Annotated in this window: 21 protein-coding genes, 1 tRNA gene and 1 other RNA gene; 10 read left to right on the top strand and 13 right to left on the bottom strand. The window is 64.4% G+C overall.

Features of this window, described 5'->3' with window-relative positions; all coding sequences use genetic code 11:
- Positions 1–2 precede the first annotated feature (2 nt).
- The 3 genes from ACV7NN_RS18425 to ACV7NN_RS18415 all read right to left on the bottom strand — a co-directional run bounded on the left by ACV7NN_RS18425 (position 3) and on the right by ACV7NN_RS18415 (position 3,066).
- Entirely contained in the window at positions 3–818 is an 816-nt protein-coding gene (locus ACV7NN_RS18425) for an ATP-binding cassette domain-containing protein (RefSeq protein ID WP_463351004.1), read from the bottom strand.
- The gene (locus ACV7NN_RS18420) at positions 815–1,861 is read right to left on the bottom strand and encodes an ABC transporter permease (protein ID WP_463351003.1); all 1,047 of its coding nucleotides are present in this window, start codon (positions 1,859–1,861) and stop codon (positions 815–817) included. Before ACV7NN_RS18420 ends, ACV7NN_RS18425 begins: the two co-directional genes overlap by 4 nt.
- Before the next feature lie 119 nt (positions 1,862–1,980).
- A complete protein-coding gene (locus ACV7NN_RS18415; RefSeq protein WP_463351002.1) occupies positions 1,981–3,066 on the bottom strand; it encodes a substrate-binding domain-containing protein in 1,086 nt (361 codons plus the stop codon).
- Positions 3,067–3,229: 163 nt separating this feature from the next.
- Between ACV7NN_RS18415 and ACV7NN_RS18410 the strand changes: the two genes are divergently transcribed.
- Positions 3,230–4,228: a LacI family DNA-binding transcriptional regulator gene (locus ACV7NN_RS18410; protein ID WP_463351001.1), complete on the top strand. Its 999-nt coding sequence runs from the start codon at positions 3,230–3,232 to the stop codon at positions 4,226–4,228.
- Positions 4,215–5,114 carry a PfkB family carbohydrate kinase gene (locus tag ACV7NN_RS18405; protein WP_463351000.1) on the top strand — a complete coding sequence of 300 codons (900 nt, stop codon included), beginning with the start codon at positions 4,215–4,217 and terminating at the stop codon, positions 5,112–5,114. The genes ACV7NN_RS18410 and ACV7NN_RS18405 overlap by 14 nt, the downstream gene beginning before the upstream one ends.
- Positions 5,115–5,425: 311 nt before the next feature.
- On the opposite strand, the gene ACV7NN_RS18400 is transcribed toward ACV7NN_RS18405, so the two are convergent.
- Positions 5,426–5,872, bottom strand: coding sequence for a hypothetical protein (locus ACV7NN_RS18400; RefSeq protein ID WP_463350999.1), 447 nt, complete (start codon positions 5,870–5,872; stop codon positions 5,426–5,428).
- A gap of 376 nt (positions 5,873–6,248) precedes the next feature.
- On the opposite strand from ACV7NN_RS18400, the gene ACV7NN_RS18395 reads away from it, so the two are divergent.
- Both ACV7NN_RS18395 and ACV7NN_RS18390 read left to right on the top strand, forming a co-directional pair.
- On the top strand, positions 6,249–6,650 hold the full coding sequence (locus ACV7NN_RS18395; protein ID WP_463350998.1) for a hypothetical protein: 402 nt from the start codon (positions 6,249–6,251) through the stop codon (positions 6,648–6,650).
- Positions 6,651–6,873: 223 nt separating this feature from the next.
- On the top strand, positions 6,874–8,052 hold the full coding sequence (locus tag ACV7NN_RS18390; RefSeq protein ID WP_463350997.1) for a tyrosine-type recombinase/integrase: 1,179 nt from the start codon (positions 6,874–6,876) through the stop codon (positions 8,050–8,052).
- A gap of 187 nt (positions 8,053–8,239) precedes the next feature.
- Here ACV7NN_RS18390 and ssrA read toward each other — a convergent pair.
- Positions 8,240–8,635: a transfer-messenger RNA gene (gene ssrA / locus ACV7NN_RS18385) on the bottom strand.
- A gap of 124 nt (positions 8,636–8,759) precedes the next feature.
- Here ssrA and ACV7NN_RS18380 point away from each other — a divergent pair.
- Positions 8,760–9,425 carry an SIMPL domain-containing protein gene (locus tag ACV7NN_RS18380; RefSeq protein ID WP_463350996.1) on the top strand — a complete coding sequence of 222 codons (666 nt, stop codon included), beginning with the start codon at positions 8,760–8,762 and terminating at the stop codon, positions 9,423–9,425.
- A 78-nt stretch (positions 9,426–9,503) separates the two neighbouring features.
- On the opposite strand, the gene ACV7NN_RS18375 is transcribed toward ACV7NN_RS18380, so the two are convergent.
- Both ACV7NN_RS18375 and ACV7NN_RS18370 read right to left on the bottom strand, forming a co-directional pair.
- Positions 9,504–10,115 (bottom strand): hypothetical protein, encoded by a 612-nt coding sequence (locus ACV7NN_RS18375; protein WP_463350995.1) that lies wholly within the window; start codon positions 10,113–10,115, stop codon positions 9,504–9,506.
- A 269-nt stretch (positions 10,116–10,384) separates the two neighbouring features.
- Positions 10,385–10,570, bottom strand: coding sequence for a hypothetical protein (locus ACV7NN_RS18370; protein WP_463350994.1), 186 nt, complete (start codon positions 10,568–10,570; stop codon positions 10,385–10,387).
- Between ACV7NN_RS18370 and ACV7NN_RS18365 the strand changes: the two genes are divergently transcribed.
- The gene (locus tag ACV7NN_RS18365) at positions 10,554–11,273 is read left to right on the top strand and encodes a DUF1996 domain-containing protein (protein WP_463350993.1); all 720 of its coding nucleotides are present in this window, start codon (positions 10,554–10,556) and stop codon (positions 11,271–11,273) included. The genes ACV7NN_RS18370 and ACV7NN_RS18365 overlap by 17 nt on opposite strands.
- 1 nt (position 11,274) lies before the next feature.
- On the opposite strand, the gene ACV7NN_RS18360 is transcribed toward ACV7NN_RS18365, so the two are convergent.
- The 5 genes from ACV7NN_RS18360 to prfB form a co-directional block, all read right to left on the bottom strand.
- Entirely contained in the window at positions 11,275–12,012 is a 738-nt protein-coding gene (locus ACV7NN_RS18360) for a tyrosine-protein phosphatase (RefSeq protein ID WP_463350992.1), read from the bottom strand.
- A gap of 39 nt (positions 12,013–12,051) precedes the next feature.
- The gene (smpB, locus tag ACV7NN_RS18355; protein WP_463350991.1) at positions 12,052–12,528 is read right to left on the bottom strand and encodes an SsrA-binding protein SmpB; all 477 of its coding nucleotides are present in this window, start codon (positions 12,526–12,528) and stop codon (positions 12,052–12,054) included.
- A 65-nt stretch (positions 12,529–12,593) separates the two neighbouring features.
- Positions 12,594–13,499, bottom strand: coding sequence for a permease-like cell division protein FtsX (ftsX, locus tag ACV7NN_RS18350; RefSeq protein WP_463350990.1), 906 nt, complete (start codon positions 13,497–13,499; stop codon positions 12,594–12,596).
- On the bottom strand, positions 13,496–14,611 hold the full coding sequence (ftsE, locus tag ACV7NN_RS18345; RefSeq protein WP_463350989.1) for a cell division ATP-binding protein FtsE: 1,116 nt from the start codon (positions 14,609–14,611) through the stop codon (positions 13,496–13,498). Before ftsE ends, ftsX begins: the two co-directional genes overlap by 4 nt.
- Positions 14,612–14,677: 66 nt before the next feature.
- A complete protein-coding gene (prfB, locus tag ACV7NN_RS18340; RefSeq protein WP_463350988.1) occupies positions 14,678–15,793 on the bottom strand; it encodes a peptide chain release factor 2 in 1,116 nt (371 codons plus the stop codon).
- A 76-nt stretch (positions 15,794–15,869) separates the two neighbouring features.
- Here prfB and ACV7NN_RS18335 point away from each other — a divergent pair, with 76 nt between their 5' ends.
- The 4 genes from ACV7NN_RS18335 (at position 15,870) to ACV7NN_RS18320 (ending at position 20,434) form a co-directional block, all read left to right on the top strand.
- Positions 15,870–17,141 (top strand): MFS transporter, encoded by a 1,272-nt coding sequence (locus ACV7NN_RS18335; protein WP_463350987.1) that lies wholly within the window; start codon positions 15,870–15,872, stop codon positions 17,139–17,141.
- A gap of 71 nt (positions 17,142–17,212) precedes the next feature.
- On the top strand, positions 17,213–18,250 hold the full coding sequence (locus tag ACV7NN_RS18330; protein ID WP_463351323.1) for an LLM class flavin-dependent oxidoreductase: 1,038 nt from the start codon (positions 17,213–17,215) through the stop codon (positions 18,248–18,250).
- A gap of 23 nt (positions 18,251–18,273) precedes the next feature.
- Positions 18,274–18,355: transfer RNA gene (locus ACV7NN_RS18325), tRNA-Leu, on the top strand.
- A 1,332-nt stretch (positions 18,356–19,687) separates the two neighbouring features.
- A complete protein-coding gene (locus ACV7NN_RS18320) occupies positions 19,688–20,434 on the top strand; it encodes a DedA family protein (protein WP_463350986.1) in 747 nt (248 codons plus the stop codon).
- 19 nt (positions 20,435–20,453) lie between these two features.
- On the opposite strand, the gene ACV7NN_RS18315 is transcribed toward ACV7NN_RS18320, so the two are convergent.
- Entirely contained in the window at positions 20,454–21,359 is a 906-nt protein-coding gene (locus ACV7NN_RS18315; protein WP_463350985.1) for a cation diffusion facilitator family transporter, read from the bottom strand.
- Positions 21,360–21,432 lie beyond the last annotated feature (73 nt).

Below are 21,432 nucleotides of genomic sequence, written 5' to 3'. Positions count from 1 at the left end.
GTTCACGCTTCAGAGGAGCCGACACGTTGGGCGCCGGTCATGATTGCGACCGCCTCCGTCATCGTGTGTGACTTCGGGGTGATGGTGGCCGCACGCTTGCCGAGGCGCTGGATGTGGATGCGGTCGGCCACCTCGAAGACGTGCGGCATGTTGTGGCTGATCAGAATCACCGGAATGCCGCGGTCTCGCAGGTTCTTGATGAGTTCGAGGACCTGGTTCGATTCGCGGACCCCGAGCGCAGCCGTCGGCTCGTCAAGGACAACCACTTTTGAGCCGAATGCAGCCGCGCGGGCCACTGCGACGGCCTGCCGCTGTCCACCGGAGAGGTTCTCGACCGGCACCGTCACATCCTGAAGGGTGGTGATGCCCAATGCGGTGAGCTCTGCCTTGGCCTTCTTGCGCATGCCCTTCGTGTCCATGATCCTGAACACCGACCCGAGGATGCCCTTCCTGCGTTCTTCGCGCCCCAGGAAGAGGTTGGAGGCAACGTCGAGGGCGGGTGAGACAGCGAGGTTCTGGTAGACAGTTTCGATACCTGCCACGCGGGCATCCTGTGGCCGCTTGAAATGTGTCGGCTTCTCGTCGAGGAAGATCTCGCCCTCGTCAGGGGTCTCGGCGCCCGTCAGGCATTTGATCAGGGTCGACTTGCCTGCACCATTGTCGCCGATGATGGCGAGCACTTCGCCGGGATAGAGTTCGAGGCTCACCCCGTCGAGGCCGACCACCCGGCCGAAGGTTTTCACGAGGCGACGGGCCCGGAGCACCGGGGTGCGGGTCTCGACCGGCTCGGGTACCGGGTTTTCAGTCGTGAGTGTCATTTGCGTACCTTTCGAATCCACTGGTCGACGGCAACGGCGACGATGACGAGGATGCCGACGGCGAGCACCTGGTAGAGCACGTCAAGGCCGGCGACAGCGAGGCCTTCTTCGAAGACGCCGACGATGAGGGCGCCGAGCAGGGTTCCCCAGACGGTGCCGCGCCCGCCGAACAGGCTCGTCCCGCCGATCACGACGGCGGTTATCGACTCGAGGTTGATGGTGGTTCCGTCGTTGGGTCCGATTCCGTCGACGCGGCCGATCAGCACCCAGGCGCCGACCGCGAGGATTGCGCCGGCCGCGAGATAGACGCTGAGGAGCACGCGCTGCACTCGGATGCCCGCAAGGCGCGCAGCCTCGGGGTCATCGCCGACCGCGTACACGTGACGGCCCCACGCGGTGCGGCCGAGAATCGCGGCCACGATTGCGTAGAGGACGATCATCACCACAACGCCGTAGGTGATCTGGATCCCGAACACGTTGAAGGTGTTGCCGAGGGAGGTGATGAGTGGCGGGAGGTCCTGCCCCTGCACCGAGGCGCTGTTCGAGTAGAGCAAGAGGATCGCGGTGAAGATGCTGAGTGTACCGAGGGTCACGATGAACGGGGGCAGTTTCAACCGGGTGACCAGGAGCCCGTTGAGTAGTCCTGTGGCGAGTCCGACGACGAGGCCGAGCAGCAGGCTCAGCAGAGGCGGAACGTGGTTGTGCTCCGCGGTCTGGGCGATCACGAGACCCGCGAGCGTCGCCGCGGCACCCACGGAGAGGTCGATCCCCCCGGTGAGGACGATCAGCGTCTGCGCGATGCCGATGGTTCCAACGACGGCGACCTGCTGAGTGATCAGCGACAGGTTCGCCGGGTTGAGGAATCGTGGATTGATGATGCCGAAGACGATGATCGAGATCAGCAGGACGATAGCCGGGCTGAGTGCGGGATACCGATGGAGGAGGCTCCGAAGCCTGCTGAGCGGCGTTGTCTTCTGCAGGAATTCCTGCGCGAGGTCGATCTCCGCGGTGGGCGGGCTCGATTGTGTTGCTGGTTGAGTCACGATTGCTACTCCTGAACTTCTCTGTTCGATGACGCGAGGGCGTTCGATGGTGGTGTCGATCGGATGTTCCCGGGCCGGTCAGGCCGGTAGTGGAAAACCGGCCCGGGTCCGATCGATGCTTACTTGCCCCAGCAGATCTTCAAGCCTTGATCCGGGGTGATGCTTGTCACACCGGCGACAGGCGTCTTGGTGATCAGGCGCGATCCCGTGTTATAGAAGTCGAGGCCCGGAGTGACCTTCGGCTTCGCGCCCGTCTTCGCGAGCTTCACGATCGACTCCATACCGAGGGCCGCCATCTTCGAAGGATACTGCTGGCTGGTGGCCCCGATGATGCCGGATTGGACCTGGCCGACGCCGGTGCAGCCGCCGTCGATCGAGACGAGGATGGTCGACTTGTCTTTGCCCGCGGCCTTGAGCGCCTGGTACGCACCGTATGCTGCCGGTTCGTTGATCGTGTAGACAACGTTCACGTTCGGGTCCTTGGCGAGGATGGTCTCCATCGCCGTGCGTCCATCGGCCGCGTCACCGTTCGTGGCCTGGTGACCGGCGATGGTATAGGTGCCGCCCTTGCCGCCGGTGTAGTTGCCGCTCTTCGCCTCGCTTCCATTCTTGGCCGAGTCGGGAACGGTGATCCCCATGCCTTTCAGGAAGCCCTGGTCCCGGTTGAGGTCGACCGAGACGACCTGCGTGTTGAAGAGGTCGAGCATGGCGATGTCGGCCGACTTGCCGTCGAGTTGCGATGCAGCCCACTTCCCGATGTCTTCGCCGGCGGTGAAGTTGTCGGTGGCGAAAGTGATGTCGACGGATGACGGCGGTGTGGGGACCGTGTCGAGTGCGATCACGAAGAGACCGGCCTTGCGCGCCTTGTCGATCTCGTTCTGTACTCCCGGGCCGTTCGGCGTGATCAGAATTCCTTTGTCACCACGGGCGATGGATGCCTCGATCGCCTGGACCTGGGTGGCGACGTCGCCGTCCTGTTTGCCTGCCGCGAGGGTGAGATTGACGCCCGCTTTGGCCGCGTCGGCCTTGGCGGCATCTTCCATGGCGACGAAGTACGGGTTCGTCGTCGTCTTCACGATGAGCGCTACACCGACTTTGTCTGAGCCGGAGGATCCGGAACAGCCGGTGAAAGCGAGTCCTGCGATTGCCGCGAGAGATCCCGCGGCCAGGAGGCGCTTAGTGCGTGAGGTGCTGCGATTCAACATTGAACTTCCTCTGGTTTGGGGGATGCTGTATCCCTTGACAACGATGTCACATACTAGGTCTAGATCAAGAATGCTATATAGTCAAGCGCAATCGAACATTTGGAGCCCAACCGTGACATCGGTGTCAAACGGAATGCAACCCCCTCCCGGCCGGCGGTCGACCATGCGAGACGTGGCCACACTTGCTGGTGTCGGCATCAAGACGGTGTCCCGCGTCATCAACCGTGAGCCCAATGTCTCGAGTGCGACGATCGAACGTGTGCAGGCGGCCGCCGCGCGACTGGACTACCATCCCGACATCCAGGCAGGCAACCTCCGCCGCAGCGATCGAAGGACCCAGACCCTCGGACTCCTCGTCGGCAGTGTGGCCAACCCCTTCTCCGGGGCCGTGCATCGCGCCGTCGAAGACGCCGCGATGGCCCGCGGCGTGGCCGTCTTCGCGTCGAGTCTCGACGACGACCCCGCCCGGGAGCGGGTCGCCGTATCGGCGTTCCTGCGCCGCCGGGTGGACGGCCTGATCCTCACCACGGTGACCAAGAGTCAGGGCTATCTCCTTCCCGAACAGGAACGAGGTACACCCCTGGTCTTCGTCGACCGTGAGCCGGCCGGCATCGACGCGGATGCGATCGTCAGCGACAACGCGAAGGGCGCCGCGCTCGCAACGCGCCACCTTCTCGAACGCGGACATCGTCGACTCGCCTTCCTCGGCGACCGTCATCACATCCAGACGGCCCGCGAACGTCGGCGCGGATTCCTCGAAGAGCTCGGCAGGGCGGGAATACCGACGGGCGACGCCTGGGTCATCGAAGACCTCCACGACGAGAATGCCGCGCGTGCAGCCATCGCAGCGCTGTTCGAGAATGACGCGAGGCCCACAGCGATCTTCAGCGCGCAGAACCTCATCACGATGGGCGCCATCCGGGGTCTTCGCGAGCGCGAGCTCCAGCACTCGGTGGCGCTCGTCGGCTTCGACGACGTCCAGCTGGGCGACCTGCTCGACCCCGGGGTCACGGTAATCGCGCAGAATCCCGACCGCATCGGCCATCTCGCTGCGGAACGGATCTTCGCGCGCCTCGACGGCGATTCGACCCCGGTGGCGACCCAGGTCGTCTCCACGACGCTGATCGAACGCGGTTCAGGAGAGATTCATGCCAGCACCTGAGCCTCTCGTCGCGGTGATCGGTGACGCTCTCATCGACGAGCTGCAATCGCCAATCGCCGACGAGGAGCATGTCGGCGGTGCTGGTCTCAACGTCGCCGTCGGTCTTCGCGTTCTCGGCGTCGATACGACCCTCGTGGCGATGGTCGGAGCGGACGAAGCCGGCGAACAGATCACCCGATACCTGAGCACATGGGGAGTCGGACTCTGCGCGACTGTGACACCTGTTTCGTCCCGCGCGATCTCCGACCGCACCGAAGGAGAGCCCCGGTACCGTTTCAACGAGGCGGCCCGGAACCGGCACCTCGACTTCGATGCACGCCAATGTGCTCTTTTGACCGACGCCGACCTCATCGTTGTCAGTTGCTTTCCGTTCGACGACCAGGAACAGTTCGATCTTCTCGTTGAGGCGATAGGGACCGGCGGGCGCGTGCTTGTGGACCCGAACCCCCGAGCAGGGATGATGAAGGATCCCGCGCTCTTCGTGCGCAACTTCGAGATTCTGGCTTCGGTCAGCATGCTGACCAAGATCGGAGACGAGGACTCCGAGCTGCTCTATGGCCAACCGCTCGCTACCGTCGCCGAGCACATCCTCGAACTGGGGGCCTCAGCTGTTCTCGCCACCGCCGGCGCGCGCGGCGCCTCCTTGGCCACGTCGGAGCTGAGTTGCGCTGTCGACATCGCCACCATGGCGGGACCGATCGTCGACACGATGGGAGCAGGTGACGCCACCCTGGCATCGGTCGCCGCATCCATCGCCTTCAGAGGAATTCCCGACAGCGTGGCCCGCGCCGAGAAGATGCTCCGCGATGCCATGGGGATAGCCGCAGCGACCTGCCGCCACCCCGGCGCCCTGCTGCACGTGCCCGAGCCAAACGCCACCGTCTGATCACAGCGCCGGCACTTTGCCCTGGACTCTCCCGAACCCGGAAGAGTGCCCAACGTCAGCGTGCCCCAGCGGATCTCAAACAACGTGTGACCGCGACCTGATGGTGGAGATGGGGGGAATTGAACCCCCGCCGACGGCCTTTACTGACGCCAAATGGCGTCCAGATCCGCGTAATTCCGGGGCTTTTGCCTTCCATGTGATCACAGTAATTTCGTGCCATCTCAGAAAAGTGTGGGCAAAGTGTGGGCACGGGCATCAGGCGCCGAGGCTTCAGTTGCGGGATGTCTCAAGACATCGGTAACGAAACTGCCTCAGGCCTGATCAGCCATTCGCATCGACTGGGCGCGACGAAATTGCACGAAATACGCGATTCCGTAAAACCCTCCTGTTATGAGCGAAAACGTCAGTATCGAGAACGACAGTGGGAAGAGCGAGAGAAGTCCGCACAGAGCTGCCGTCGAGACGACAAAGGCTGTAAGCCCGTAACTGACGCTCTGAGTGGCAACATCGGTTCGAAAACGGAGCATCCACCAGACCAGAACAACCAAGCCGAACACGAGCGCGCCAAAAGCAACACCCACGGGGAGCCCGACAGCGACGAACTCTCCCAAAGCGAACGGGACCTGCCATGGCTGCGCGTAGTCGACCCCAGTGCTGAATACCGCAAGCATTGCGGCCGCTCCAAGTCCAAGGCTTGGCCAAAGCCAGCCCAGCAACAGACGTTTAGGCGCGGCCTTGCCGTGTGATTCTCGGGCCACAGTCCTCGTGCCTTTCCGGTGTTGGTCTTCTCTGCGAGAGCCTAGCGGCCCCTTGAGCACGCCGCCCGCACCGAATGACAGCGCAAATAGCTGCGCCGCTCCAGCTACCGCGACTCCTCGACAAAGCACCGGCGGCCAGACGCCGTGAAACGTGGTTGTGTCGGCGGCAAGACGCGATGGCAAAGCCAACAAGCCAAGGCATGGAGTAAAGGAACCAGAAATGGGATGAAGCAGAGAGAACAGGACTCCAGTGATGGGCAAGGACAAACAGACGGGGACAAGGGTATGAACGGCTAAGAGCAATGCACGTAGGCACTTTAAGTGGACCGCTCTCGCCGCCCAATGAATGACAGGGGTTCGGTGTAAACCTGGTTGCATGGCAAATCGGGGGATTTCGAGCAAGACCGGACGACGTGAAGCGGCGTACTCAAGGCAACGTGAAGCGCACGATTCGGCCACGATCCGTCACGCTGAGCAGCGCGCACGCGAACTAGAACAGCGGCACGCCGACGACGCGTTGTTGGATCTCGAGGCTAAATGGGGCACGCGCGTCGACGCCCTCAAACGACTGGCCCAGCTATCGCAAACCCTTGAACAGCTCCGGCACGAACAGGACGTCTCGCTCGACCAACGCGACGAGCTGATCACCCGGCTCCGAAGCGCGGGCGAGAGTTGGAACTCACTTGCCGCCCGACTTGGGCTGAGCCGTCAGGCCCTCGCCAAGAGAACTCAAGCGGCAACCGATCGGTACGAACCATCGAAACTCGATCCACAATGACGCAGATCCCTGTTCGTTGTCGGTCACCATTGGCTGGCCGTCCCCATTGAGGCATTCTCGCGCGTTCAGAGGCCATCCTCTGTGATCGGGACGGTCAGAGAAACTGCGGAGCTATCCTGCTGGGATCTGAGGTCCGCGTTTGCGCGCTTTTAACTCACAAATTCGGCAACTTGTAAGTGAAGGGCGTTGAAGAGCACAGCCCTGGCCGACAGAGGAGGTCACGATGGGGAGCATCACTCCGTACGAGACAGTTGCGGGCCGCCGATGGCGCGTTCGCTACCGCACACCCGAGCACGCGCAGACGGACAAGCGCGGCTTCACAACGAAACGTGAAGCCGAGCTGTACCTCGCCAATATCGAGATCTCGAAGGCGACTGGTGCGTTCGTTTCCGCCGCTGCCGCGCGAGTGACGGTCGGCGAGTTGGCCGTCGAATGGCTGGCGAACAAGCAGCAAGCGCTCAAGCCCTCGAGCTACCACTCCATCGCTGTCTCCTGGCGCGTCTACGTTGGCCCACGTTGGGCTTCGACGTCTGTAGGGGCCATCCGCCCGAGTGCCGTCGAGCAGTGGATCCGAGAACTCGGCCAAGGAACTGCGATCACCCACAAGAGTGGCGGAAAAAGCATTCCTGCTGCGGACGCTCGACCGCGGTCCGCCACTGTTGTCCTTCGTTCACTCGGCGTCCTAGCCGGAATTCTCGATATGGCGCTCAAGGACGGCCGCGTGCCCAAGAATGTCGCACGACGCACCGAGGGCGCACCTCGCAAGGTCTCGAACAAGCCGCGTCGCTATCTGAGCCACGCCGAGGTTGCTCGTTTTGCGTCAGCGGCATCAACCCCCACACAACGCACGATGATCGTCCTGCTGGCCTACTGCGGGCTGCGTTGGGGAGAAGCCGTTGGGCTGCGTGTGCGCGATCTGAACATGCTGAGGAGCCGGCTTCAGATCAGCCACACCGCCACAGAGGTCGACGGCAAGATCGTCGTCGGCGCGCCCAAATCATGGGAGAAGCGCGCAGTCCCGTTCCCCAGCGTCTTGAAAGAGCCGCTGGCGCGACTTTGCGAAGGCAAGTCCCCAGATGATCTGGTCTTCGCTGACCGCTTCGGGCAGTTCCTCCGCCGGCCGAAGACGAGCGCCGGCACCTCGTCGTGGTTCCTCGACGCCTTGACATGGTCCGGCACCGAACGGCTCACCCCCCACGACCTGCGACACACCGCGGCAAGCCTGGCGGTCAGCTCAGGCGCGAATGTGAAAGCGGTGCAACGCATGCTCGGCCACAAGTCGGCCGCGATGACGCTCGACACCTACGCGGACCTGTTTGAGGATGACCTCGACCAGGTCGCCGAGAGGCTCGACCAGGGGGCTCGCGGTGCCAACATTCAGGACGTTTGGTCCCAGCTCTGAGGGGAGTCTCGTTCAAGCCAGCGTGATCACAATCGCGCCTGTTGGGCACTTCTAAATCACTCTGAGCTCAAAAAAGTGTGGGCAAAGTGTGGGCACGAAACAAAACTGGGGCCTCCTCCGAAACCGGAAGAGGCCCCAACTTCCGCGTGATTCCGCGGATCTCAAGCAACGCGTGACAGCGACCGAATGGTGGAGATGGGGGGAATTGAACCCCCGTCCACTGCTGTGGTCATGTGCCTTCTACGGGTGTATCCAATGGAAGCGTTCTACTCGGCTCTGGAATTTGCCATTGGCAGCTAAACCAACGAGCCCAGTCTCAGTTGAAGTCCCTCTGTGCCCTCAGACGAAACACAGAAGCAATCTCTCTAGCTAACGCCAGGGTCCGGGTAGAGAGCATTCCCGGTCTGACGGTCTCTATAAGTTGCCGGAGGGAAACTTACGCCGCGAGGGCGAAGTCTGCCTTGGCAGAGACAGTGCTGTTTGAATTGGCACTTATTTTTTGCAGAGATCGTTTACGAGATAACCCTGCATCCTCGACCCGCTTCTCACAATTGCGCAGGCAATGTCGAAACCGATCATCCCCATGCGTCGGCTTGTTCAAGCCGGGTCACTGTCACGCGCTGTTGAGTTGTCGAACTGCGATCGCCTTCAGGCGAGCTCATCAGCATACAACATTCCGCGGGCCCGTTCTATGCCACGATCGCTTCATGACGGAGACGATCATCACGGTGCAGGGCGAATACGAACTGAAGCACGCGGCCGAACGGGGTTGCGTGCGCCTCACCATCGGCTACGACGGGCCCGATCGCGATGAAGTACTCGCCCACACGACAGAACGGCAGACGTCGCTGACGACTGAACTGCGGGAGCTGCACAACCCGCAGACCGGTCCCGTCACCTCGTGGAGTTCGGACAACCTGCGCGTCTGGGGCGATCGCCCGTGGAGCCAGACCGGCGAACAGTTGCCGATCGTGTTCCACGCCGAGCTTGGCCTCGAGGTCACCTTCAGTGATCTCGCCGCTCTCTCCGACTGGGTCGGGACGGTCTCGCTCCTCGGCGGCGTGACAGTTTCCGGAGTGACGTGGAGCCTCACGGATGCCCGCCGCCAGACACTGGTACAGGAGGCCCGCAGGCGCGCGGTCGAGAACGCGGTGGCCAAGGCGACCGTCTACGCGACCAGTCTCGGCCTCAGCACGGTTCGCCCGGTCGCTCTCAGCGATCCGGGGATGCTCGGTGACGGCTCTGCCCCAGTCCAGCCGCCGCAGCCCCTGTTCGCGCGCGCCGCATCGGATACGTCGAACGTATCTCTCACCCTCAAACCCGAGGAGATCGTCATCCAGGTCCAGGTTCACGCGCGCTTCGCCGCGTCGTGAGGCTCGTCACCTGGCTGTCCGCCTGATCGGGCCGCTGGACCGCTAGGCCCGGCGGGCCGCTTGGCCGCTTGGCCAGCGCTACGCGCCGGCCGACGGCATCGGGCTCATCGTCGGCCCGGGAGTCGGCTCCGACCTTCCCTTGGCCGCCGCGATGCGCGTCGCATGGATGCCATCAGCAGCGCGGCTCCCCGCGACCACGATCGTCTCGCCCACGGAGAAATCGCTCGCGCCCGCAGGCGCCTGACGCGTTCCGTACCTCGTCGCAGAGCAGACGATCACCTGCACGCTTCGTCCATGCTGGGTCGCGATCGTCCACGTCGAGCCCGCGATTCCGGTGATCCGGCCCTTCGCCGCTCGCATCGTCCGGGCCGTCCCGTGGCGCAGCGAACTGCCGCTGCCCTTGCCGTGACCGTTGCCGCTCAGCGGAGCGGATGCAGCCCCCTGCCCGGATGCGCTCGTCGCGGCCGTCACAGCGAAGGCGGTCAACCCCGAGACCAGCACGGCCGCGAGAACGGCGGCGGCAATCGCAAACGCGACACCGTGCCTCCGGATCCACGCACCGGAACCCTCGCGAGGGGCGCGTTCGGATCCGGGATACCCGCTTTCGGCTCCGACATCGCCTCCGAGCTCCGCCAAAGGCTCCGTCGCGCCGGACGGGATGGGCTGCGTCGGGTTCAGATCTTCACTCATGACCGCGAGTCCACCATCCGTTTGTCAGCGAGCCGCACGGATCGTGTTCGGACAATGTAAGGGCACGGTCCGGACGTGTCGGATGCGCATACGCTGCTCCTGCCGCCGCCCGTACCGCGGCAGATCGGAGCCGACATGTCCTTGCATCCTGCGCATCCTGGAAAGCCCCGATCGCGCCGGGGCTGGTGGATAGCCCTCGGCGCTGTCAGCGTCGCCGCGCTGTGTGCCGGTACGGCTGCCGCGACCGCAGCTATCACGACGGTAGTCACTCATCCGGTCCCATCATCGGCCGCCGGGAAGTCCTCGACGTCCTCCGCGGACACCGTCGACGGCGTCTCGATCGCGGGCTTCCCGTCGGGCGGTCGCAATCCCGGCATCTTCACCGACACGTGCGCCCGGACCCGCACGGCAGACGACGACCCGATCATGATGCCGGGGATGACCGGGATGTCCATGGGCCACGACTTCTTCGGCAACGAGCGGCCGACCGCGTCGAGCACCACAGCTTCACTCGTCGGCGGCAGCACATCCTGTTCCACCTCCGCGGACGCATCCGCTTACTGGACACCGGTGCTTCGCCAGAACGGAGCCGTGCTCACACCGGACCGCGCGCTGATCTATTGGAGGGCGCCCGCGGCCACCGCCCGCGGCGTCCACACGATGCCCGCCGGTCTCACGATGATCGCAGGCGACGAACTCGCTACCGCTCCACAGGACCCGAAGCACATCGACTGGACCTGTACCGGCGCGGCGGGTCAGCGCGGCGCGAAGGCGAGCGCCCTCCCCCACGACTGCGCGACGGGCCGGCTGCGGCTGATCGCGACGTTCCCCAACTGCTGGGATGGCCGCACGCTCGACGGCCACGCTCGGACGAACGTGGTCTACACGGATGCGTCGGGCGCGTGCCCGGCGTCGCATCCGGTGCAGATCCCGCAGATCGTGTTCCATGTCGCGTACCCGACCAGCACGGCGGCCGGCCTCACGTTGTCGACCGGTCCGTCGACGACAGGCCCGATGGTCACCGGTCACGTCGATTTCATGAACGGCTGGACGCAGTCCGTGATCGACAGGGACGTCGCTGCCTGCATCGACACCCAGACGCGCTGCGGACCGACCTCGGGCGCGCAGGCGACGCCACGCGGCGGGCGGCAGCGCTGACTCAGCTGGGCTCGACGAGCACGGAGCGGAGGGATGCGAGGTCTAGCTCGCTGAGACCCGTCTCCAGCAGGTACTGGCGCACGCTGCCGTGCTCCTTCACGATCGCGGTGATCGCGCTGCGGAGTGCCTCCGGAGGGCTGCCGCCGAGGAGGACCCGCAGCGACGGCGTGACCTCGACGTCGTGGCTCCGGATCAGCTCGACCATGGACTCCAGCCAGGGACCGCTGAGATTCGCCTCCGATTCGGCGTAGTCGGCGATGACCGTCTCGCGGTCGACTCCCACCGCGAGGAGGGCGAGCGCGACGACGATGCCGGTGCGGTCCTTGCCCGCGGTGCAGTGGACCAGAACGGCGTCGTCGCCCGAGTGGGCGATCTCGCGCAGGGCCGTGATCACCGAATCCGCGTGGAGTGTGAGGATGCGCTCGTACAGCGCCTCCAGACTGATGCCGACGGTCTCCTGAGACGCGCCCGAGCCTTCGAAGACCGGAAGCCGCACCAGCTGCACGTCGAGTCCGCCGAGATCATCGGGCATCGCCTCGGCTTCGAAATCGTCGCGGAGGTCGATGACGACGCCGATCCCGAACTCGCGAAGCACCTGCTTGCCCGATTCGCCGAGGGCGTGGATTCCGTCGGAGCGGAACAGCTTGCCTGATCGGATGGTGCCACCGCTCACCGGATAGCCGCCGACATCGCGGAAATTGTAGGTGCCGGGAACGGGGATGCGTCGTGCCGTCTTCATCCCGTCCACTCTGGCGTGGATTCCGTCGGCGGGCAACGCCTACTCCCCCAGGTGGCGCCTGCTGGACATCGCGCGGTCCGCTTCGCGCTTGTCCTGGCGCTCCCGCAGTGCCTGTCGCTTGTCGTATTCGCGCTTGCCCTTCGCGACAGCGATCTCGACTTTCGCACGGCCGTCGCTGAAATAGATCGACAGCGGAACCAGGGTGTAGCCGCCCTCTTTGATCTTGTTGTGGATCTTGAGGATCTGCGCCTTGTGCAGGAGCAGCTTGCGCTTACGGCGGGGCGCGTGGTTGTTCCAGGTGCCGTCGGCGTACTCGGGGATGTGCACGGCATCGAGCCACGCTTCACCGCCGTCGACGAACGCGTAGCCGTCCACCAGAGATGCACGACCGGCCCGCAACGACTTCACCTCGGTTCCCGTAAGGACCAGGCCGGCCTCATAGGTGTCTTCGATGGTGTAGTCGTGGCGGGCTTTGCGATTGGTGGCCACGACCTTCTGGCCACGCTCTCTGGGCACAGCTCACTCCTGAACGAACTCGATGGGTGCTCGCGTATTTTCGCGAGCCAGACAGTCTATCGCGTCTAGACCTTGAGGTAGCGCGTGATGGCGAAGTTGGCGGAGACCGCTGCGAGCACGACTCCCACGAGCAGCAGAATCGGCACGACGACCAGCGCATCGTTGTCGCCCACGAAGTTGATCGAGATGATGCGCTGCGCGAGGAAGCCGCGGACGAAGAAGTGCACGATCGCGAACACCGCCCCTGCGGCCAGCACCGATCCGATGAGGGCGGCGAACACCCCCTCGAGCACGAATGGCGTCTGGATGAACCGGTTGGAGGCGCCGACGAGCCGCATGATCCCGAGTTCCCTGCGTCTCGAGAAGGCGGAGAGACGGATGGTCGTGGCTATCAGCAGGGCGGCCGCGACCAGCATCAGTGCTGCTATTCCGATCGCCGTGTAACTGGCGGCGCTGAGGATGGAGAAGATCTGGTCCAGATAGCTGCGTTGATCGACGACGCTCTGCACTCCCGCGAGCGACGACAGGGTCTCGGTGAGCACGTCGGATTGCGACGGGTTCTTGAGGTTCACCCAGAATGTCTGCGGAATCAGGTCAGGGGTTACGAAGTCGGCGACGGGGTTGCCTTTGAACTGTTGTTTGAACTGCTCGTAGCCGGCCTGGTGGTCTTGGAAGTAGAACTTCTGGATGTACGGGGTCAGAGTGGCGGACCGGAGCTGCGTCTTGACGGCCGCGATCTGTTCGGCGGACGCCTCGCCGCCCGGACACGCGTCCGTCGCCGTGCACATGTAGACCGCGACCTGCGCCCGGTCGTACCAGTACGTCTTCATCTGGCCGATCTGCATCTGCAGCAGCACGGCTGCGCCGACGAAGGTCAGCGAGATGAACGTCACGAGGATGACCGAGATCACCATCGACATGTTGCGCCGGAGGCCGCTCACGACCTCGGACCAGATCAGTCCGAACCTCATTTGGTCGGCCCCACATTCTGCTCGCCGGGATCGTCATCGCCGCCGGGTGCTCTCAGGCCGAGCTTCTCGGCAAGGCTCAGCTGCTCGGGGAGCTCGTGGTCGGTGAGCCGCGGCCGGATGATCGGCTGGGTGGGAGGAGCCGCGAAATGTGCGCTCACCTGCCCGGTGTTCGTCGCGGCGGCGGATGCTGTGGCCGGCTCGAACTCGGGCGCCGGCGCGAACGCCGGGGCCGGCTCCTGCTCGGCGACGGGCTCGCTCGGCGCTTCCTCGTAGCGGGGCACGGGGTCGATGAAGGTCTGCGCCGCGGCGACCGGCGGCTCCACGGATTCGGGCGCCTGGTGGGCGGGGATGCGCGTCGGAGCCGTGTTGCGGGTGACAGCGTCGGCCGGCTCGTCCGGGACGGCGATGTGAGCCGTCGGGATGGCGGCTGTGAAGCCGTAGCCGCCGTGCCGCTCGTCACGGACGATCTGACCGTTCACGAGCTCGATCACGCGACGCTTCATCTGGTCGACGATCCCGGCTTCGTGGGTCGCCATGAGCACGGTCGTGCCGCCGGCGTTGATCCGCTCGAGCACCGCCATGATGCCGGCGCTCGTCGCGGGGTCGAGGTTTCCGGTCGGCTCGTCGGCGAGGAGCACCTGGGGCTTGTTCACGACCGCGCGCGCGATCGCGACGCGCTGCTGCTCACCACCCGAGAGCTCGTGCGGGCGACGGGCGGCCTTCCCGTCGAGACCGACCATCTTGAGCACGTCGGGCACAGCCTCCTGGATGAAACCACGGGACTTGCCGATGACCTGGAGCGTGAAGGCGACGTTCTCGAAGACCGTCTTGTTCGGCAGCAGCCGGAAATCCTGGAAGACGACGCCGATGTTGCGCCGGAAGTACGGCACCTTGCGGTTGGAGATCGTTCCCAGGTCCTGACCGAGGACATGGATCTTGCCCTTTGTCGGTTTCTCCTCTTTGAGGATCAGCCGCAGGCAACTCGATTTGCCCGAGCCGGACGCACCGACGAGGAAGACGAACTCTCCGCGCAGCACTTCGAGGTTGATGGCATTGAGCGCAGGGCGCGTTGTGCCCGAGTACTGCTTGGATACGTGATCGAACCGAATCATGACCCCTTGAGCCTAAGCAGAGCCGGCTCCAAATGCAGCAGCGACACACAAACTGCGAAGGCTGTTCTAAGCGACGGCCTTCGCTCCTGCGCGCCACCTGATCCCGGCGGCGATGAACCCGTCCAGGTCGCCGTCGAAGACGTTCGAGGGGTTGTTGACCTCGAACTCGGTGCGCAGGTCTTTGACCATCTGGTAGGGCGCGAGCACGTAGCTGCGCATCTGGTCGCCCCAGCTCGCCGTGATCACACCGGCGAGCTCCTTCTTCGTCGCGGCCTCCTGCTCCCGCTGGAGCAGCAGCAGGCGCGACTGGAGCACGCGCATCGCCGCGGCCCGGTTCTGGATCTGGCTCTTCTCGTTCTGGCAGCTCACGACGATGCCGGTCGGCAGGTGGGTGATGCGCACAGCGGAGTCGGTCGTGTTGACCGACTGTCCGCCGGGGCCCGACGAGCGGAAGACGTCGACACGGATGTCGTTGTCGGGGATGTCGATGGACTCCGTCTGCTCGATCAGCGGAACGACCTCTACGGCGGCGAAGCTCGTCTGCCGTTTGCCCGCAGAGTTGAACGGGCTCATCCGCACCAGCCGGTGGGTGCCTGCCTCGACGGACATCGTGCCGAACGCGTACGGCGCGTCCACTTCGAAGGTCGCCGACTTGATTCCCGCCTCTTCGGCGTAGCTGGTGTCGAGCACCGTCGTCGGGTAGTTGTGGTGCTCCGCCCATCGCAAGTACATCCGCAGGAGCATCTCGGCGAAGTCGGCAGCATCCACGCCTCCGGCACCTGCGCGGATGGTGACCACGGCGGCGCGCGGATCGTACTCACCGCTCAGCAGCGTCTGCACTTCGAGGTCGCCGAGCGTCTTCTGCAGCGACTCCAGCTCCGCGCGTGCCTCGTCGGCCGACTCGGCGTCGCCTTCGCCCTCGGTCGCCAGTTCGACGAGGACCTCGAGGTCGTCGAGGCGCTGCTCGATGCTCGTGATCCGGGCCAGCTCGGTCTGGCGGTGGCTGAGTGCGCTGGTCACCTGCTGGGCGTGCTCGGTGTCGTCCCACAGGTCGGGTGCGCCTGCTTCTTCGCTCAGGCGGGCGATCTCGGCGGTGAGCTTGTCGACATCGACGACGGCTCGGATGTCGCCGAAGGTGGAGCGCAGCTCGGCGATCTGCTGCGAGAGATCAAGTTCAATCATGGCGGTCCCAGCCTACCGTTCCGCGTCCGGCGGCCGACCCGTGGCGGAGCGCTCGATAGTTGTAGTCTGATAAGCAATGGCTACCGAAGAGCGCGCGTTCAGCTTCCGATCCGTCGCTCTGGCCGCCTTCCTGCCGACGCTGCTCTTCTCGATCGGCGAAGGCGCGATCATTCCGATCATCCCCATCGCCGCGAACAACCTCGGTGCTAGCCTCGCGCTCGCCGGCTTCATCGCCTCGATGATCATGGTGGGCGAACTGGTCGGCGACATCCCGAGCGGGTGGGTGGTCAGCCGCTTCGGCGAGCGCACATCCATGATCTGGGCAGCCATGCTGGCGATCGCCGGCGTGATCGTGTGCCTGGTCGCACCCGACCCGCTGGTCCTCACCGTCGGAATCTTCGTCGTCGGCCTCGCGACCGCGGTGTTCGCGCTGGCCCGCCACGCGTTCATGACCACCTACGTGCCGGTGCGCTACCGTGCGCGGGCGCTGTCCACCCTCGGCGGCATCTTCCGGGCCGGCTGGTTCGTGGGTCCCCTCATCGCGTCCGTCGTCATCCAGCTGACCGGGAGCACCCAGTCCGTCTTCTGGATCTTCATCGTCAGCTGCCTCGGTTCGGTCATCGTGCTCATCGCGCTCCCCGACCCGGAGACCATGTTCGGCCCTCCGGCGACGGAGGTCGGCGCCGACGGCGTGCGCAGGAGCGAAGGAGAAGAGGATGCGGCGGAGCGCACGCAGGGACTCTTCCGCACCATCTGGTCGTTCCGCGCTGTGTTGGCACGGATGGGCACGGGCATCGCTCTGATCGCCGCGCTCCGCTCCGCACGTACGGTGCTCATGCCGCTCTGGGCGGTCAGCATCGGCATCAGCGAGAGCAACACCGCACTCATCATCGGGATCGCGGGGGCGATCGACTTCGCCCTCTTCTACTCGAGCGGTCAGATCATGGACCGGTTCGGGCGGATGTGGAGCGCGATCCCGTCGATGGTCGGGCTCGGCCTCGGCTTCTTCGTCCTCGCCTTCACCCACGACCTGCCCACGAACGTCGGCTGGTACATCGCGGTCTCGATGTTCCTCTCCCTCGCCAACGGCGTCGGCAGCGGCATCCTCATGACACTCGGCGCCGACCTCGCACCCAAGGAGCAGCCGGCTCCGTTCCTCGGAGCCTGGCGCTTCTCGGGCGATGCTGGATCGGCCGTCGCGCCCCTCGTCGTATCGCTGCTCACGGCCGTCGTCTCGATCGCGTTCGCGAGCGGGGTCCTGGGGATCGTCGGGCTCGCAGGCGCCGTCCTGCTCACCCGCTACATCCCCCGCTACGTGCCGAAAGCCCGCCACCCGCGCACCGAATAGCCTGAGCGGAATAGTCGCGCATCCACACCGGTTGTGATGCATGCAAACGCATACATAGAGACGGGACTGCGATCATGGCCACACTCGAACTCGGCATCGACACCTTCGGCGACGTGACCGAAGGATCCGACAGTCAGCCGCTCAGCTACGGGCAGGTGCTGCGCAACGTGGTCGACGAGGGGGTGCTGGCCGACCAGGTAGGACTCGACTTCATCGGGATCGGCGAACACCACCGCAAAGACTTCGCGGTGTCCGCGCCGGAGGTGGTGCTCGGCGCGATCGCCGGGCGCACGACGAACATCCACCTCGGCACGGCAGTCACCGTGCTCAGCTCCGACGACCCGGTCCGTGTGTTCGAACGCTTCGCGACGCTCGACGGTGTCTCCGGCGGACGCGCGGAGGTCATCCTCGGTCGCGGCTCCTTCATCGAGTCGTTCCCGCTCTTCGGATACGACCTCGCGCAATACGAAGAGCTGTTCGAAGAGAAGCTGAACCTGTTCGCGGAGCTGCGCAAGGAAGAGCCTGTCACCTGGACCGGTGGGCTGCGTGCCTCACTCGACAACCAGTCCATCTATCCGAAACTCGAACACGGTCCCCTCACGACGTGGGTCGGTGTCGGCGGCAGCCCGGAGTCCGTGGTCAGGGCTGCGCACTACGGCCTTCCGCTCATGCTCGCCATCATCGGCGGCGGGCCCATGCGCTTCCAGCCGCTCACCGAGCTCTACCAGCGCGCACTCGAGCAGTTCGGTCGCGAACCCGGCCTGCCGATCGGCGTGCACTCCCCCGGCTTCATCGCCGAGACGGACGACGAGGCCAAGGAGATCCTGTGGCCGCACTACGAGGCCATGACGAACCGGATCGGTCGCGAGCGCGGCTGGCCGCCGGCGACGCGAGCCCGTTTCGAGCACGAGGCCGGCGAAGACGGCGCACTGGTCGTCGGCTCACCGGAGACGGTCGCCCGCAAGATCGCATACGCAGCCAAGGGACTCGGACTGTCGCGATTCGATCTCAAGATCAGCAACGGAACGCTCAGCCACGACCACCTGATGAAGGCGATCGAGCTCTACGGAACCCGCGTACGGCCCATCGTCGAAGACCTGCTGGCGTGACACGGTAACCTGTTACCGCGTCAGCGGGAGTGGTGAAATTGGCAGACACGCAGGATTTAGGTTCCTGTGCTTTCGAGCGTGAGGGTTCAAGTCCCTTCTCCCGCACTTTCTAGACTCCGAGGGTTCACGTCCCTTCTCCCGCACTTTCTAGACTCCGAGGGTTCACGTCCCTTCTCCCGCACTTTCTAGACTCCGAGGGTTCACGTCCCTTCTCCCGCACTTTCTAGACTCCGAGGGTTCACGTCCCTTCTCCCGCACTTTCTAGACTCCGAGGGTTCACGTCCCTTCTCCCGCACTTTCTAGACTCCGAGGGTTCACGTCCCTTCTCCCGCACTTTCTAGACTCCGAGGGTTCACGTCCCTTCTCCCGCACTTTCTAGACTCCGAGGGTTCACGTCCCTTCTCCCGCACTTTCTAGACTCCGAGGGTTCACGTCCCTTCTCCCGCACTTTCTAGACTCCGAGGGTTCACGTCCCTTCTCCCGCACTTTCTAGACTCCGAGGGTTCACGTCCCTTCTCCCGCACTTTCTAGACTCCGAGGGTTCACGTCCCTTCTCCCGCACTTTCTAGACTCCGAGGGTTCACGTCCCTTCTCCCGCACTTTCTAGACTCCGAGGGTTCACGTCCCTTCTCCCGCACTTTCTAGACTCCGAGGGTTCACGTCCCTTCTCCCGCACTTTCTAGACTCCGAGGGTTCACGTCCCTTCTCCCGCACTTTCTAGACTCCGAGGGTTCACGTCCCTTCTCCCGCACTTTCTAGACTCCGAGGGTTCACGTCCCTTCTCCCGCACTTTCTAGACTCCGAGGGTTCACGTCCCTTCTCCCGCACTTTCTAGACTCCGAGGGTTCACGTCCCTTCTCCCGCACTTTCTAGACTCCGAGGGTTCACGTCCCTTCTCCCGCACTTTCTAGACTCCGAGGGTTCACGTCCCTTCTCCCGCACTTTCTAGACTCCGAGGGTTCACGTCCCTTCTCCCGCACTTTCTAGACTCCGAGGGTTCACGTCCCTTCTCCCGCACTTTCTAGACTCCGAGGGTTCACGTCCCTTCTCCCGCACTTTCTAGACTCCGAGGGTTCACGTCCCTTCTCCCGCACTTTCTAGACTCCGAGGGTTCACGTCCCTTCTCCCGCACTTTCTAGACTCCGAGGGTTCACGTCCCTTCTCCCGCACCCCGTCTCCAGCGCCGGTGCTTCAGCAATTCAGGAGACATCCGTCGCTGATGCGGTACGCGCGAGCTGTCACAGGACCAAACTCCTGGTCGGATGCGCCACCAGCACCCCGGCCCTCCCTGCTTTCCTGAATTCTTCGAGGCCTTCCGTCGCAGTGCGACCTCAGGATGATCTTTCGGGCGCCGCATAGGATTCGCATCGATTCCGCAGGTGCGCGCAGCTAAACTCTGAGCATTCCCTCGACCCGAGAAATCACCCCTGGAGAATTTTGATCCATCACGCTGCACTCATTCCGTGGCTGGACCCGAATGTGATCATCCACTCGGCCGGCCCATGGGCGCTGGTCGTGGTCTCCGCGATCGTCTTCGCTGAGACGGGTCTTCTGGTCGGGTTCCTGCTTCCCGGCGACACGCTGCTGGTGATCTCCGGCCTGCTCACCCACACGTCGCTCGTCTTCGGTGTCGACATCTGGTGGGTGGGACTCGCCATCGCCGTCGGGGCGTTCCTCGGCGGTGAAGTCGGCTACCTGATCGGGCACAAGTTCGGTCCGAGCGTCTTCGAACGCAAAGAGACCGGACTGTTCAGCATGGAGAACGTGCGCCGCACCAACGCGTTCTTCGAACGGTTCGGCGCACTCGCCGTCATCCTCGCCCGTTTCGTCCCGATCGTTCGCACCTTCGCACCCGTGGCCGCCGGTGTCGGGCACATGAACTACAAGAAGTACTCGATCTACAACGCGATCGGCGCCGTCCTGTGGGGCGCAGGCCTCACCTACTTCGGTTTCGCCATCGGATACATCCCACCGGTCGCGGATTTCGTGCAGAAGTACATCGACGTCATCCTGCTCGGCGCCGTCGTCGCCACCCTGGTTCCGACCCTGTGGCACTACATCCAGTCCACGCGCAAAGCCAAGAAGGCGGCCCTCCAGAAGGCCGCCGACGCACAAGCGCTCCCCACGGACGCCGACGTCACCCTCGACCCGGCCGTCTTCGAGAAGAAGCCGTCCGAACGCTGACCTGCCCCCGAGCGGACTGTCAGCGGTGCAGTTCGTCCTCGTGGGCGGCGTGCTCGGCGGGTTCCAGCTGGAACGTCGAATGCTCCACATCGAAATGACTCGACAGGCACTCTGACAGATCGTCGAGCAGTTTTCCGGTCGCACCCGAACGGAACACCTGCGCGTCGACCACCACGTGGGCCGTGAACACCGGTGCTCCTGAGGTGATCGCCCAGACGTGCACGTCGTGAACATCCACCACGCCCGCTGTGCCGAGGATGTGCTCGCGGATCTGGGCGACATCCGTGTCCGCTGGGGCCGACTCGCTGAGCACGCGAACGACATCGCGCAACAAGACGAAAGCGCGGGGAAGGATGAGCGCGGCGATCACCAGCGACGCGATCGCATCCGCCGGGACGAAGCCCGTGAACATGATGACGAGCGCCGCCACGATCACGAGGAGCGACCCGACCAGGTCGCCGAAGACCTCCAGGTACGCGCCGCGCATGTTGATCGAGTGGCCTGCCGCCGGGCGGAGCAGCACCAGTGCGACGGAGTTCGCCACCAGCCCGATGATCGCGACGATGAGCATCGGGGTGCTCTGCACCTCCGGATGGCCCGCCGCGAGCAGGCGCCCGATCGCGCCGATCGTCACGAAGACCGCGACCCCCACGAGGATCAGCCCGTTGATGAGTGCGCCGAAGACCTCAGCGCGCCGGTAGCCGAACGTCTGCCGATCGCTCGCGGGCCGTGCGGCGACGATCGTCGCCATGAGGGCGATGATCAGGCCGGTGAGATCGCTGAGCATGTGACCGGCGTCGGCGAGCAGGGCGAGCGAGCCGCTGATCCAGGCACCGACGGCCTGGACGACCAGCACGAAACCGACGATCCCGATCGCGATCAGGAGTCGGTTGCGGTTGGCGGAATGCCCGTGATCATGACCCATGGTGATTCAACGGTATGCGCGCGGCGGCCCCGCCACCAGAGGCTGAGCACAGTTGGGAATGAGTGCCGTTCTC

The sequence above is a fragment of the Leifsonia sp. Ger2509 genome, from assembly GCF_055231915.1.
This window is presented reverse-complemented; position numbering and strand designations above follow the sequence as displayed.